This window comes from Streptomyces sp. BJ20 (assembly GCF_022869105.1).
In the GTDB taxonomy this organism is placed as follows: domain Bacteria; phylum Actinomycetota; class Actinomycetes; order Streptomycetales; family Streptomycetaceae; genus Streptomyces; species Streptomyces griseoincarnatus.
This window is the reverse complement of the sequence record NZ_CP094918.1, coordinates 550,052-564,176: the sequence shown is the minus strand read 5'-3', so window position 1 is coordinate 564,176 and position 14,125 is coordinate 550,052. Positions and strand designations below refer to the sequence as shown.

Sequence of the window (14,125 nt, the reverse complement as noted above, 5' to 3'; positions counted from 1 at the left end):
TCTCCACCACCTGACGAACGATCATGAAGTCGGATGAGCGGTGATCTTCACACGTCAAGCATCCACGCGATCACGAAAGGTGACATCTTGACCGGTCGACGCAGCTCAGAGGGGCCTCGAAGGGGGAGTCTCCATATCAAGACGATTCCTCTGCATGCAAATTGGCGCTGAGCAGGTTGCCTTGATAGAGGCCGCGTTCACACGTCAGGGGGGCCGCGAGGCGCGATGTGGACGTGTGCACGCGTTCACGAAGTCCGAGGTGGCCGAGGGACGCCCTGAGGGCCCCAGTCGTTCCGTGACGTCCATCACACTTCTGAGGACCCCTCAGGAGCGGGGCTTGGCCAACCACCTCAACCGGTGGTAAGCGGGGAGCAATTCGGGCGTAACGATGAAAGTGCGTGATCACGGCCCGGTCACGGCCGCCCGCAATGTCCGTTGTGGCGTCAAAGGAGGGGGTCGGGCGGGGAATTTGGGGCCCCGATTGAACAACTGTGGCGCAGCACACGTTTCTTGAAGATATGAAGCAGCCCCTGGTACCGGTTGTTCCCATGTCCCACACCGCTCACATACGCAGCCACCGGAAGCCCCGCCGCACCGCGACCTCCACGATCGCCGTGCGGGCCGGAGTTGCCGGTGGCGTCCTCAGCACCCTGGCAGTGGCCGGGGCGTCCAGCGCGGCCAGCGCGGCCGAGCCGGTGACGCAGACCCTTGAACTGCCCACCCTGACGGCCGACCTGGCCGCCCAGGTCGCCCAGTCCGCGGACGCCACCCAGCAGGCGGCCGCGAACTACCAGCTGCAGGCCGAGCGTGACGCGGCGGCCGCCGAGGCCGCGAAGCAGGCCAAGGCGGACCTGGCGGAGGCCAAGAAGAAGGCCGAGGCGAGGAAGAAGGCGGCCGAGGAGGCCCGCCAGGCGGCGGCCGAGCGCGCGGCGCGTGACGCCGAGCGCCCCTCGCTCACCACGACCGCGACCGCGAGCGTCTCCGCGCCGTCCAGCGGCAGCGTCGGGACCGTCCTCGCCTTCCTCCAGGCGCAGGTGGGCGACGCCTACGTCATGGGCGCCACCGGCCCCAACGCCTGGGACTGCTCCAGCCTGGTGCAGGCCGCGTTCAAGCAGGTCGGTGTGGACCTGCCGCGCGTCTCCCAGGACCAGTCGATGGTGGGCACCGACATCCCGCTGTCGCAGATCCAGGCCGGCGACATCCTGTACTGGGGCGGCAAGGGCTCCGCGTACCACGTGGGCGTCTACATCGGGAACGGCCAGTACCTGGACGCCGCCAACCCCTCGAAGGGCGTCGTCATCCAGGACCTCTCCGGCTACCCGGCGTCGGGCGCCGTCCGCGTGCTCTGATCCACGCCTTCACGGACCGAAGGGCCGCTGCCTCACCGAGGCGGCGGCCCTCCGTGCTCTCCGGCCCGCCCGCCGGGGCAAGATCACCGTATTGCCCGAATTGCACCCCGAATCGCGCGCGTTGACGGTGCGCCCGGAGCTGTCGCGCCGTCCGCCGCGCCCCGTGACAGGCCCTCACGGGACCCCGGAACCACGACGGGGGCCGGCGGTCCGCCGAGGCGGACTCCGGCCCCCACAGGGGCGTCACAGCGACGCGTGCGTCAGACGGCTGCCTCTCCGTCACGGCCGGCACGGCGGCGCTGGTACGCCACGACGGCCGCGCCGAGCCCCATTGCGAGCACCGCGGCGCCGCTGAGCAGGCCCACACCCTGGGCGCCGGTGAGCGCCAGACCGCCGTCGGCGTCGTCGCCCGGACCGCCGCCGGACGCGGGGTCGGTGCCGTCGTCGTCCGTGCCGCCGCCGGAGCCGTCACCGTCACCGGAGCCGGGGGCCGACGGGTCGCCCGAGGGGCCGCCGTCGGAGCCGCCCGTGCCGTCGTCGCCCGGCTCGCCGGGGGCGTTCAGCACGATCCACGCGACGTCGTTCGACGGGTCGGAGTCGAAGGGGTTGTCCCAGTCGGGCATCGCCACCCGCCCCCTGGCGCCCTCCACGACCTCGTCGACGCGCAGCTCGAACGGGAAGGTGAGCCGGGCGTCCTCCAGCAGCGGGGTCGCCACCGAGCAGCGGTGGCCGGGCACGCTGCCGTCGACGGTGATGGCCCGGCACTGCTTGGGCGCCGTCGTGACGGTCGCCCCCTCGGGCGCGACCACCGTGAAGGAGAACGGCTCCCCGCCGGAGCGGAGCGCGCTGATCCAGGCCGGTCCGTTGTTGGCGAACCCGATCTCCGCCGTGACCGTGTCCCCGGCCTCGCCGGACGCGGAGGCGCCGGTGAGCGCCAGGTCGTAGGTGTTGGTCGTCGGCAGGTCCAGCTCGGCGTACCTGGTGTACTGCGCCGGGTCCGCCTCCCCGGCACGCTCCAGCGTCAGGTCGGGACCGCTGCCCTGCCGGCGGCCCTCACCCCGGTGCAGGGTCTCCGCCTCACCCGGCTCCAGGGGCCGGAACGAGTAGGAGAAGATGTCGTGCAGCGCGAAGTCCGCGGTCCTCACCCGCACCGGACCGGCCGGGGAGTACGCCGCTCCCGCGTCGAGGGTGCCGGGGAAGGTGCAGAGCACCTCGGTGTGCTGACGCAGCAGCGGGCCGGTGTCCACCACGGACGAGGAGCAGTTGCCGAAGTCGTCCGGGAAGGACAGCCCGCGCGAGCCGTACAGCCGCAGCACCGCGCCCTCGGACGGCAGGCCGCCGACGTTCATCACGCCCAGCGGCGGCTCGAAGGTCTCGCCGGCCTTCAGGTCCTTGGGCAGGGAGAGTTCACGGTTCAGCAGCTCCGGGCCGCCGACGCGCACGTCGACGGTGAGCGGCGTGAAGTCCAGGCCCTCACCCTCGCCGGTGACGACGATCTTCCCGGTGTCGCCGGCCTCGCTGTCGTCGGAGAGGTCCAGCCGGATGCCGCCGACGCGGTTGAAGGTCGTGCCCGCGTACAGGTCGTAGCCCGTGCACACCGCGACCAGGCCGTCGGCCTCACAGGGCAGGTCGGCCCGCGCGACGCCCTTCAGCCCACGGGCGTCGATGCGGATCGTGTACTCCCCGCGGTGCACCGACGGGACCTCGCCGTCGCCCTCGAACTCCTCGCCCGGGACGTCGATCCGCAGGTCGACCTGCGGCTCCGTGGGGTCGCCGTTGTCCGAGTGGAGGGACAGGTCCACCCGGTCCTCGCCCGTGATCACCACCGGGAGGGGTGCCTCGGCCGCATGGGCCGCGCCCTGGACCCCGGCCGCGGCCAGCGCCGTGGCGCCTGCCGCCCCCAGCGCCGCGAGCCGCGCGCGCAGCCGTCTCGCCTGCTGTGTCATGAAAAGGCTCTTTCGTCGAACGAGACGTGCCCGGCTGGGTCACGTCCCGTTCGACACCGCCCGGAGTCGATCAGTTGTTCACGGACGCGTCACACGACGATCACGATCCGGCACCGCGTCCGGAGATGCCGGACATGCCCGCCGACTCCGGTCGCGCGCCCGCTGGTTCACGCCTTCGGGGCCACCTTGCTCAGGCCGTTGATGATGCGGTCCATCGCGTCGCCGCCGGTCGGGTCGGTCAGGTTGGCGAGCAGCTTCAGCGTGAACTTCATCAGCATCGGGTGCGTCAGGCCGCGCTGGGCGGCGATCTGCATGACCTTCGGGTTGCCGATGAGCTTCACGAAGGCGCGGCCGAGCGTGTAGTAGCCCCCGTAGGTGTCCTTCAGGACGCGCGGGTAGCGCTGGAGGGCGATCTCCCGCTGGGCCGGGGTGGACCGCGCGTGCGCCTGCACGATGACCTCGGCGGCGATCTGCCCGGACTCCATCGCGTAGGCGATGCCCTCGCCGTTGAACGGGTTCACCAGGCCGCCCGCGTCGCCGACGAGCAGCAGGCCGCGCGTGTAGTGCGGCTGGCGGTTGAAGGCCATGGGGAGCGCGGCGCCGCGGATCGGGCCGGTCATGTTCTCGGGGGTGTAGCCCCAGTCCTCCGGCATGGACGCGCACCAGGCCTTGAGCACCTCTCGCCAGTCCAGTTCCTTGAAGGAGTCGGAGGTGTTGAGCACACCGAGGCCGACGTTGGAGGTGCCGTCGCCCATGCCGAAGATCCAGCCGTAGCCGGGCAGCAGCCGGTCCTGCGGGCCGCGCCGGTCCCACAGCTCCAGCCAGGACTCCAGGTAGTCGTCCTCGTGGCGGGGCGAGGTGAAGTACGTGCGCACGGCGACGCCCATCGGGCGGTCCTCGCGCCGGTGCAGGCCCATCGCGAGGGACAGCCGGGTGGAGTTGCCGTCGGCGGCCACCACCAGCGGGGCGTGGAAGGTGACCTCCCGCTTCTCCTCGCCGAGCTTGGCCTTGACGCCCGTGATGCGGCCGGTGCGGTCGTCGATGACCGGCGCGCCCACGTTGCACCGCTCGTACAGCCGGGCGCCCGCCTTCTGCGCCTGCCGGGCGAGCTGCTCGTCGAAGTCGTCGCGCTTGCGCACGAGCCCGTAGTCCGGGAAGGAGGCGAGATCCGGCCAGTCGAGCTGGAGGCGGACGCCGCCGCCGATGATGCGCAGACCCTTGTTGCGCAGCCAGCCGGCCTCCTCGGAGATGTCGATGCCCATCGCCACGAGCTGTTTGGTGGCGCGCGGGGTCAGGCCGTCGCCGCACACCTTCTCGCGCGGGAACTCGGTCTTCTCCAGCAGGAGGACGTCGAGGCCGGACCGGGCCAGGTGGTAGGCGGTGGTGGAGCCGGCTGGCCCCGCGCCCACGACGATCACATCTGCGGTGTTGTCGGAGAGGGGCTCGGTCACGGCGGGATCTCCCCAGAGTTCGAAATCTTCGTGCCGACCGGCACTGGACACAGGCAGTCTATTCAGCGGACGTGATCACCCGGCTGAAGGGCTGCCCCGTGAACCGAGCACTCCCCGCCGTACGGCTGCGGGTTCCCACCGACGAGGACGCCGTCACCTGGCACCGCGTCTTCGCCCACCCCGACGTCATGGAGTTCCACGGCGGCCGGCCGGCGGAGCTGTCGGTCTACGAGGAACTCACCGCCCGCCAGCGGCGGCACGACGCCGAGCTGGGCTTCTGCCTGTGGAGCATCCTCGACGAGAACGGACAGGTCATCGGCTTCACCGGCGCCCAGCCCTGGGAGCGCGAGTGGGGCCCCACGGGCGAGATCGAGATCGGCTGGCGGCTCGCCCGCGAGCACTGGGGCAAGGGCTACGTCACGGCGGCGGCCCTGCAGACGCTGGACCGGGTGCGGGCGGCGGGCCTGACGGACGTGGTGGCGCTGGTGAAGGCCGGCAACTCCCGCTCGATCGCGGTGACACGGCGGCTGGGCATGCGGCTCGCGGAGACGCTCACGACGCCCGTGTCCGAGGTCGAGGCCCACGTCTACCGCCTGGACCTCTGACACACCCCTCCTGCGGTTACGCTGAGTGGCATTTTGTCACGGATCATCACGCAGTGCTTCCGTCGGGCGCTCCCCCGGCCTACCCTGCCGGTACCGCTGGGGGTGACGTCCATGCGTATGACACCCGAGGGACACGGGACCGGCGACGTGCGCGTGCCGCGCCTGGTCGGGCTGATGGCCGTCGACGCGCGCGAGTCGGCCCGCGCGCGGGGCCTGGTCGTCGACGCGCCCGGCCGGCCGGACTTCCCGCACACCGTCGTGGACTACGTGGTCCGTCAGTACCCGCAGCCCGGCACGCCCGTGCCCCGCCACTCCGTGGTGCACGTGTGGCTGGACTTCGGCGAGGGCGAGGGCGGCGGAGGGGTGCGCGAGCCACGCGGTCCGCTGCCGCCGCCGGGCGGGCTGCGGCGCGAGCTGGAGGAACCGGGAACGGGGGTGCCGCTGGTGGTGCTCAGCTCTCCTTGAAGCCCCGGTGCAGTGCCACCACGCCGCCGGTGAGGTTGCGCCAGGCCACCTTGGACCAGCCGGCGCCCTTCAGCCGCTCGGCCAGCGCGGGCTGGTCGGGCCAGGCGCGGATGGACTCGGCGAGGTAGACGTACGCGTCCGGGTTCGACGACACCGCGCGGGCGACGGGCGGCAGCGCCCGCATCAGGTACTCGGTGTAGACCGTGCGGAACGGCGTCCACGTCGGGTGCGAGAACTCGCAGATGACGATGCGCCCGCCGGGCCGGGTCACCCGGTGCATCTCGCGCAGCGCCGCGTCGGTGTCCTGCACGTTGCGCAGGCCGAAGGAGATGGTGACGGCGTCGAACACGTCGTCCTTGAACGGCAGCCGGGTCGCGTCGCCCGCCGTGTACGGCAGCCAGGCGTTGGCCCGCTTGCCGACCCGGAGCATGCCCTGGGAGAAGTCGCAGGGCACGACGTAGGCGCCGGTGCGGGCGAAGGGCAGGGAGGAGGTGCCGGTGCCGGCCGCCAGGTCCAGGACCTTCTGCGCGGGACGGGCGTCGACCGCCTCCGCGACCTCCTTGCGCCAGCGCCGGTCCTGTCCGAGGGACAGCACGTCGTTGGTCAGGTCGTACCGTTCCGCGACGTCGTCGAACATCGAGGCGACTTCGTGCGGCTGCTTGTCCAGGGATGCGCGGGTCACGGGGTCATTCTTGCAGCCCGCCCGTCCGGCACAGGCGTCGGCTCGTCCCGGGCCGTACGGCCTCCCCTCCCGGCGACCGGTACCGCGTACCGTGTGAGTTCCGCCCGGGAGCACACGAACCCGGCCGTCCGCCCGGAATCCCCGGCGCGTTCGGGGACACGTTGGCGGGGTGAGGACCGCCGGCCGTGGGGTCAGCGGCGCCGGTGGACCAGGCGGCCGCCGACCACGGTGGCCACGCAGGTGGACGCGCCCTGCCGGACCAGGGCGTCGCGGTCCGGCACGTCGAACACCGCGAACCGGGCGGGGCCCCCGGCGGTGAGGGCCGGCAGCAGCACCAGCGGCACCGGGGAGAGCGACGGGGTCCCGGGGAGCGTGGCCGGGCGGGCCCCGACGGCGAGTCCCGCCCTGCGCACCGCGTCCAGGGCCTCACGCCCGCGGATCTCCCCGGCGACCGCGACCGTCCCGTGGGCCAGCAGGCGCTGCACCCCGCGGCGCGCGCTGGCGCCCCGTGCGGTGGGCGCGGAGGCGAGGAGGGCTCGCGCCCGCAGCCCGAACAGCGGCTCGGTGCCGAGCCGGTCGGCCTCGCGCGGGTCGGGGTGGTAGGCCTGCTCCAGCAGTTCCGGACCGTACGGGTTGAGCAGGCCGGGTGTCAGGATGCCGGGCCACCGCCGCACCCGGGCGTCGGGGTGCGCGGCGGCCAGTTCGTCGTAGGGGCCGACGGCCGCGAGGTGCGCGCCGTCGACCAGGACGGCGGTCCCGGGTGAGGCCTCGGCGACGTGAAGGGTCAGCACGGGCCGGTCAGTTGGCGGGCAGGAGCTTCAGCTCCGGGTGGGCCGTGCCCCCCTCGATGGCGGTGGACGAGATGTGCGAGACCACGCGGTCGTCGACCGGGTCGTTCGCCGGGTCGTCGTGCACCACCAGGTGCTCGTACGTCGTGGAGCGCTGCGCCGGGACCCGGTCCGCCTTGCGGATCAGGTCGATGATCTCCAGCCGGTTGGAGCGGTGCTTGGCGCCGGCCGAGGAGACCACGTTCTCCTCGAGCATGATCGAGCCGAGGTCGTCCGCGCCGTAGTGCAGGGAGAGCTGGCCGACCTCCTTGCCGGTGGTCAGCCAGGAGCCCTGGATGTGCGCCACGTTGTCCAGGAAGACCCGGGCGACGGCGATCATCCGCAGGTACTCGAAGAGCGTGGCCTGGGTGCGGCCCTTCAGGTGGTTGTTCTCCGGCTGGTACGTGTACGGGATGAACGCCCGGAAGCCGCCCGTGCGGTCCTGCACGTCGCGGATCATCCGCAGGTGCTCGATCCGCTCGGCGTTGGTCTCGCCGGTGCCCATCAGCATGGTGGAGGTGGACTCCACGCCCAGGTTGTGGGCGATCTCCATGATCTCCAGCCAGCGCTCGCCGGACTCCTTCAGCGGGGCGATCGCCTTGCGCGGACGCTCCGGGAGCAGTTCGGCGCCGGCGCCGGCGAAGGAGTCGAGACCGGCCGCGTGGATCCGCGTGATCGCCTCCTCGACGCTCACCTTCGAGATCCGCGCCATGTGCTCGACCTCGCTCGCCCCCAGGCTGTGGATGACGAGCTGCGGGAACTCCTTCTTGATGGCCGCGAAGTGCTTCTCGTAGTACTCGACGCCGTAGTCCGGGTGGTGGCCGCCCTGGAACATGATCTGCGTGCCGCCCAGTTCCACGGTCTCCGCGCAGCGGCGCAGGATGTCGTCGAGGTCGCGGGTCCAGCCCTTGGCGGTGTCCTTGGGGGCCGCGTAGAACGCGCAGAACCTGCACGCCGTGACACACACGTTCGTGTAGTTGATGTTCCGCTCGATGATGTACGTGGCGATGTGCTCGGTGCCCGCGTACCGGCGGCGGCGAGCCGCGTCGGCGGCGGAGCCCAGAGCGTGCAGCGGGGCGTCGCGGTAGAGGACCAGGGCCTCTTCGGGGGTGATCCGCCCACCGGCGGCGGCACGGTCGAGGACGGGCTGAAGGTCGGCCTTCTCGGTCACCGGTGTCCCTTTCGCAGGGGTGTGGACGGACGGAATCAGCGTACGTCAGCCGGTTGGACCCGTTGACGTCAGGCCGTGTACGCGCCGATCAGCAGACCCGCGAAGGCCCCGCTGATCAGGAACGGGCCGAAGGGGATCGACGTCTTGCGGCCCGCCTTGCGGGCGACGACGAGCGCGCCGCCGTACAGCGCCCCGCACAGGAACCCGGCGAGGGTGCCGAGCAGCACGGTGGGCCAGCCGTACCAGCCGAGGACCGCGCCCGCGCCGAGCGCCAGCTTCACGTCGCCGAAGCCCATCCCGGCCGGGTTGATCAGGAACAGCGCGAAGTAGCCGGCGCCGAGCGCGAGCGCGCCGAAGATGGCGGTCGTCCACTCCCCGGCGTGCTCGGGGACCAGCGAGGTCAGGCCCAGCAGCGCCAGGGCGGTCGCGGCGAACGGCAGGGTGAGCGGGTCGGGCAGCCGCTGCACCCGGAAGTCGACCATGGCGAGCAGCACGCCCGCCGGCGCCAGCAGCAGCCACACCGCCAGCTCCGGCCGGGTCCCGGTCGCGGCGGCGAGCGCCGCGCACACCAGCGCGGTGACCGTCACGGGGACGGCGGCGCCCGATCCGTACGGGGCTCCCGCGCACGCCCGGCAGCGGGCCGGGCCGAGCCAGCCGGTGAGCGGGTGCCCCCGCGGGCACGCCGTGCGCCACTCCTCCCCGGCCGGGACGGCGAACCGGTGGGCGGCGCGGGGCAACAGCGCGCCGGCCGCCGCGCCCCACAGCGCGGCGACGGCGACCAGCGCGTACTCCAGCCCGTCGGTCATTCCGTACGGCCGCTCAGCCGGCCGCCGCGACGGCGTCGCGCCACGTCGGCAGCAGTTCGTCGAGCAGCGCCTCGGTGCGGGGCGGCAGCCCGCGCGCCCCACTGCGGGTCAGCAGGTCGGACGCGAGGGCGGTGAGCCGCTCCGGGTCGTCCAGGGCGTGGGTGGCGCGCAGCAGCTCGTTCCACAGCCGCTCGTCGGACGGGGCGGTGCGCAGCGCGGCGTTCAGCGCCTCGATGGCCTTCTCCGCGCGGTTCTTCTCCATGTGGAACTCGGCGAGCGCCAGCCCGGTGTCCGCGACGAGCAGCGGGAGCTGCGCGTCGACGATCTCGTGGGTCAGCCAGCGGTAGCGGCCCTCGGGCCGGTCGGCGAGGAGCGGGCCGCGCACCAGCACCAGCGCGTCGGTGAGCAGCCGCCCGCGCACCGCACGGCTGTCGACGCCCTTGCCCCGCGTCGCCTCGTGGTACAGCGAACGCAGCACGTCCAGGTCGGACACCACGGACTTGGCGAGGGTGAGCCGGCCGGCGTCGTCGGTGCGCAGCCGCGGGGTGCCGTCGGGGTCGGTGCCCAGCCAGTCCCGCAGCCGGTCCAGGAGCGCCTCGCGCACGTCGTCGGTGACGCCGCGCGGCCACAGCGCGGAGGACAGCACCCGCGGATGCACGCCCTCACGGTGCAGGAGCAGCAGCGCCAGCGCCTCGTGCAGCAGCGCGCTCCGCTCGCCGTCCGGCGTCTCCAGGCCGATGATCTCGTACGGTCCGACCAGCCGCGCGTACACCGCGGGCCGGCCCTGCTCGCTGATGTCGACGAGGAACGGCGGGGTGGTGCCGGGCCCGTCGGGGCCGTGCTCCGGGTCGGCGTCGGTGAACAGCTCGACAACCGCGCGCCGCTCGGCGGCGGGCAGGAGCTGCGCGTCGAGTTCGAGGCCGAGCAGCGGGGCGAGCAGCCGGCCCTCGCCGGTGATCTCCATCTCCCAGGCGGCGCCCGGCAGATCACCGCTGCCGGTGCCGACGAGGTAGCCGATGCCGAGGCGGCTCGCGTCGGCGGCGAGTTCGGCGAGCGTCATCGCGTCCTCGGGGGACGGCTCGGCGGCCAGCAGCACCAGGTGCGGGGCCCAACGGGTGTGCTGGGCGGGGCCGGTGCGGCCGGTGAGCACGGAGTCGTGGCCGGCGGCGCCGAGCGCGCCGCGCCGCTGTCGGGTCTCCGCCTCCATCGTCTCGATCAGCGCCTCGATGCCGTCGAGGTGGCGCAGCCGGCTGGGCGCGAGGGCGGTGAGGTCCTCGCCGAACCCGACGAGGGTGATGGTCATACGGTCCGACCAGCCGTTGGTCGCGAGTTCGGCGGCGACGGACGCGAACACCGCCGCGCGGTCCTCCTCACGGCCGCTCAGCGACACGATGCCGGGGACCGACTCCAGGTTGAGCAGCAGCCGGGAGTCGTCCATCGTGCCGAGGCTGACCAGGCCGGGGTAGGGCGCGGCCGTGTCGACGTCCTCGTACGTCTCGGCGTCGGCGCGGGCCAGCATCCAGAACGTCTGGTCCTGCCCGAGCTGCCACGGGGACGGCGGCTTGCCGGACGGCTGGGCGAGCTGGAGGTGCAGGTCGCCGTTGCTCATCCAGGCCGCGTAGACCGTGGGCAGCGGACGGGACTCGGCGGCCAGCGACGCGGCGAGCCCGCGCAGCGACCGGTCCAGCAGTCTTACGCCCTCGGGGTCGGCGCCGACCAGCAGCGCGTCCTGCACGTCGAGGGCGTCGCCGGTGGGCGTGGGCGGCTCCATGCCGCGCCGGCCGCCGATGCCGGCGAACGCCGACTGCCACAGGGCCTGGCGGCGCCGGTGACCGAGCGCCCCGAGCAGACCGGCGGCGAGCAGGGGCGCGGTCAGCAGGGCCTCGGGCAGCCCGAAGGACGAGGAGTCCTGGGCGGGCGTGGCGACCTGGTCCGGCGCGGGGCGCTGGAGGTCGGCGTGGCCGGTCCCGGGGGCGGGGCGCTGCTGGGGCAGGTCGACGTGGGCGGTGCCGCCGCCGCTGCCTTCGTCGCCGCTGCCCTGTGCCTGGTCGCCGCCCTGTTCCTGGGCCCCGTCGCCGGTTCTGGCGTAGTCGCTGATCTGCTGGCGCACCTCGGGCGACACCTCGGGGGCGTCGTCCGGCATCTCGACGAGGTCGCCGCCACGCGCGTCGCCGGGCATCTCCATGATCCAGCCGGGCCGGATCAGACTGGCCTCGGACAGCCGCGAACCGTCCGGCTGCGCACGGTCCTTGTTGAGCTCGAAGATCTCCTTGTAGCGGCGGCCGTCGCCGAGGTGGCGCTCGGCGATCTCCCACAGGGAGTCGTGGTGACGCCCCTCCGGCGGCTGGATCCGGTAGAACTTCGTGTCGCCCTGCTTCTTGGCGGCGGGCGCCGCCTCGGTGTGCGAGGCCTGTTCGGCGACCGCGGCCGCGGTGCCGGCCGCCTGCTCCTGCTGCTGGGCGAAGAGACCCGGCGTCTGCTGGGCGGCGGCCACGGTGGGCCGCTGGTTGTCGTCGTAGGTCTGGCCGAGCTGCGCGAGCGAGGGCGTGAAGCTGGCGGCGGTCGCGCCGACGAGCAGCAGCGCGGCGACGAGCTGCCGGGCGAGCAGCTGGCTCGGCCCGGCCCCGGGCACCCGCCCCGGCACGCCGACGCCCGACAGCGCGGCCTTCATCTCCACCAGCACACAAGCGGTGAACTGCGCCCAGGCGAGCCAGACGACGAACGTGAGGATGGAGAGGAACGTCGAGACGGAGATGTCCTGCTTGAGCCACTCCATCGGCTCGAACGTCTCCGGGAACGGCCATCCCGCCGTCATCGCCAGCGCCACCGGCACCCCGACGAGCAGCACGGCCAGCGCCACGAACGCGAGGAACGCCTTCACGAAGTCCCCGAACGTCCGCCGGCGCACCCGCACCGGCTGCGGCGTGCGGTTCCTCGGAGCCGTCGAGCTGGACGGGCTGGGACTGCGGCGTCGCGGCATGGCGGGTGTCCTGGGTGTGGGAGGAAGGGGTCATCGGGACTACGGGGATCTTATTGACTCGAATGGCCGCAGTCGAAGGGGTACGGCCGCTCTCCGCGTCGGCGGCCCGTCCGACGCGGCGCACTGTGGCCGCGAACGCCCTCACGCGGCCACGGCGCACTCGCAGCAGGGGCAACCCTGCCGTCCCCTCGGCCTCACCTCACGTCCGCGGCTCGGGCTGGACGTCCGGCCCGGCCCAAGCCGTACCCTGCTGAAAGGTGAGGGCCGGCCGCGGGATTCCGAGGGGGAGTTCACATGGGTGAGGGAAAGAGCGATCTCGCGCTTCCGCTGTCCGATCTGGAGGACTACGGGCGCCGCCTGCGGTCGCTGAAGAAGCGGATGAACCACACGAAGAAGCTCTTCGACTCGTACAAGGACGACATCGGCGACGGCAGCGTCAACGACGCGCTGTCCGACTTCGAGTCGAACTGGGAGGACGGGCGCGAGGACATCACGCAGCAGCTCGACGCGCTCGCCGACATGTCCGACGCGGTGGTCCGTGAGTTCAACAAGCTCGAGAACGAACTGACCAAGCAGGTCAACGAGAAGATGACCGTGGAGGACAAGCGGGAGAAGAAATGAGTGCGGCCCCGGTCCGCGAACGGACCGGGGCCGGGTACGGCACTCAGACCATCGTGGTGCGCACGGCGTCCGCGTGGCCCACCGAGCCGCCGAGACCGGCGGAGACGCTGAGGGGACCCGCTTCGGCGTACACACCCACGCCGACGGAACCGTGGCCGAGGACGACGGCCGCGCCGGCGTCGAAGCCGGCGGAGACGGACTGGCCGCCGGAGACGCCGTCCAGGTCGGCGTCGGAGAGTTCGGCGGTTTCCACCCGGGGGGCGAGGTTCATGGGGGCGCGTTCCCTTCGTATCGGACAATGCGTCGCGGAATGTCCGTCGATTTCCGTCACGGAAGGTCGGACCAGGGAAATCCCCGGTCCACGACGAACGAACAGCACCACCTGATCAAAGCACGCGGAGATGCGCCCGACCAGCGCCGTCCGGACTGCGGCCCGCCCCCGCACGCCCCCCACGTCACAGGTGTGACGGGAACAGCGTGGAAAGGTCGCAGACCCTTCACACTCAATTGATCGGTATCCCCCCTCGGCGCGGTCGCGGCCGGCGAATTCGCGTGGTCGAGTAAACAGTTCGAGGTGTAGTCGTGAACCCTGTGCCGATTCCCGGGATTTCTTCGTCGAGCCGCCCGCCGCTCAGAGCTTCAGCGTCCGCGCGATGCCGTCCACGATGCCTTCGAGGGGTTCGTCGAGGACCGGTTCGGTCCAGGACACCATCAGGGTGACGGCCGCGTCGGTCGTCGGCGGGCGGACGCCGTGGAAGAGGGTGCGGACCACCGGACGCGGCCCGAACAGCCGCTTGCGCTCCTCGACGAGGTTCTGCCGGATGCGTACGGCGTCCCCCAGCGGCAGCCGCACGCGGCGGACGTCCGGCGGCCCGAAGTCCGTCGCGGACATCGACTCGGCGAGCAGGTCGAGGGTCACCTCGGGGTACGTCTCGTCGGGGTGGATCGCGTCCAGTTCCAGCACCGCGGCCACGGTCCGGTGCCCGCTGATGTACCAGCCGAACGCGCCCAGCGGCTCCCGGCTCCGGCTGTCGGCCGCCGCGCGTTCCAGATCGCGGGCGAGCGCCCGGGCGTTGCCCTTCTCCCCGTCGCGCGCGTACCGCTCGACGAGCTCCTCCGCCTGGTACCTGGCCCAGTAGGACAGGTCGATCGTGCCGGTCACCGGGAACGGCACCCAGTCCTCCGAGCACTCCAGGCCCAACGTCGACAGGTCGTCGGTCAT

At 72.6% G+C, this 14,125-nt stretch carries 13 protein-coding genes; 4 read left to right on the top strand and 9 right to left on the bottom strand.

Features of this window, described 5'->3' with window-relative positions:
* Nucleotides 1-518: 518 nt before the first annotated feature.
* On the top strand, nucleotides 519-1,349 hold the full coding sequence (locus MTR79_RS02695; protein ID WP_048459646.1) for a C40 family peptidase: 831 nt from the start codon (nucleotides 519-521) through the stop codon (nucleotides 1,347-1,349).
* A gap of 260 nt (nucleotides 1,350-1,609) precedes the next feature.
* Here MTR79_RS02695 and MTR79_RS02690 read toward each other — a convergent pair whose 3' ends face one another.
* Together MTR79_RS02690 and MTR79_RS02685 are read right to left on the bottom strand one after the other, a co-directional pair.
* Nucleotides 1,610-3,295 carry a hypothetical protein gene (locus MTR79_RS02690; RefSeq protein ID WP_244789035.1) on the bottom strand — a complete coding sequence of 562 codons (1,686 nt, stop codon included), beginning with the start codon at nucleotides 3,293-3,295 and terminating at the stop codon, nucleotides 1,610-1,612.
* 167 nt (nucleotides 3,296-3,462) lie between these two features.
* Complete coding sequence (locus tag MTR79_RS02685; RefSeq protein WP_244789033.1) at nucleotides 3,463-4,746, bottom strand: geranylgeranyl reductase family protein; 1,284 nt, start codon at nucleotides 4,744-4,746, stop codon at nucleotides 3,463-3,465.
* A gap of 98 nt (nucleotides 4,747-4,844) precedes the next feature.
* On the opposite strand from MTR79_RS02685, the gene MTR79_RS02680 reads away from it, so the two are divergent.
* Both MTR79_RS02680 and MTR79_RS02675 read left to right on the top strand, forming a co-directional pair.
* A complete protein-coding gene (locus tag MTR79_RS02680) occupies nucleotides 4,845-5,351 on the top strand; it encodes a GNAT family N-acetyltransferase (RefSeq protein ID WP_102639724.1) in 507 nt (168 codons plus the stop codon).
* 111 nt (nucleotides 5,352-5,462) lie between these two features.
* Nucleotides 5,463-5,816, top strand: coding sequence for a PASTA domain-containing protein (locus MTR79_RS02675; RefSeq protein ID WP_244789031.1), 354 nt, complete (start codon nucleotides 5,463-5,465; stop codon nucleotides 5,814-5,816).
* On the opposite strand, the gene MTR79_RS02670 is transcribed toward MTR79_RS02675, so the two are convergent.
* The 5 genes from MTR79_RS02670 to MTR79_RS02650 form a co-directional block, all read right to left on the bottom strand.
* Entirely contained in the window at nucleotides 5,803-6,498 is a 696-nt protein-coding gene (locus MTR79_RS02670) for a demethylmenaquinone methyltransferase (RefSeq protein WP_086699843.1), read from the bottom strand. The two genes, MTR79_RS02675 and MTR79_RS02670, sit on opposite strands and share 14 nt — an antisense overlap.
* A 191-nt stretch (nucleotides 6,499-6,689) precedes the next feature.
* The gene (locus MTR79_RS02665; protein WP_244789028.1) at nucleotides 6,690-7,289 is read right to left on the bottom strand and encodes a hypothetical protein; all 600 of its coding nucleotides are present in this window, start codon (nucleotides 7,287-7,289) and stop codon (nucleotides 6,690-6,692) included.
* A gap of 7 nt (nucleotides 7,290-7,296) precedes the next feature.
* Entirely contained in the window at nucleotides 7,297-8,496 is a 1,200-nt protein-coding gene (gene mqnC / locus MTR79_RS02660) for a cyclic dehypoxanthinyl futalosine synthase (RefSeq protein WP_086699840.1), read from the bottom strand.
* A 68-nt stretch (nucleotides 8,497-8,564) separates the two neighbouring features.
* Nucleotides 8,565-9,302 (bottom strand): A24 family peptidase, encoded by a 738-nt coding sequence (locus MTR79_RS02655; protein ID WP_244789027.1) that lies wholly within the window; start codon nucleotides 9,300-9,302, stop codon nucleotides 8,565-8,567.
* 13 nt (nucleotides 9,303-9,315) lie between these two features.
* Nucleotides 9,316-12,282, bottom strand: coding sequence for a BTAD domain-containing putative transcriptional regulator (locus tag MTR79_RS02650; RefSeq protein WP_244789025.1), 2,967 nt, complete (start codon nucleotides 12,280-12,282; stop codon nucleotides 9,316-9,318).
* A 294-nt stretch (nucleotides 12,283-12,576) separates the two neighbouring features.
* Here MTR79_RS02650 and MTR79_RS02645 point away from each other — a divergent pair, with 294 nt between their 5' ends.
* Nucleotides 12,577-12,903 (top strand): hypothetical protein, encoded by a 327-nt coding sequence (locus tag MTR79_RS02645; RefSeq protein WP_086699836.1) that lies wholly within the window; start codon nucleotides 12,577-12,579, stop codon nucleotides 12,901-12,903.
* 43 nt (nucleotides 12,904-12,946) lie between these two features.
* On the opposite strand, the gene MTR79_RS02640 is transcribed toward MTR79_RS02645, so the two are convergent.
* Both MTR79_RS02640 and MTR79_RS02635 read right to left on the bottom strand, forming a co-directional pair.
* Nucleotides 12,947-13,174 carry a hypothetical protein gene (locus MTR79_RS02640; protein ID WP_244789023.1) on the bottom strand — a complete coding sequence of 76 codons (228 nt, stop codon included), beginning with the start codon at nucleotides 13,172-13,174 and terminating at the stop codon, nucleotides 12,947-12,949.
* 360 nt (nucleotides 13,175-13,534) lie between these two features.
* Nucleotides 13,535-14,125, bottom strand: a complete 591-nt coding sequence (locus tag MTR79_RS02635) for a hypothetical protein (RefSeq protein ID WP_048459634.1) — start codon at nucleotides 14,123-14,125, stop codon at nucleotides 13,535-13,537.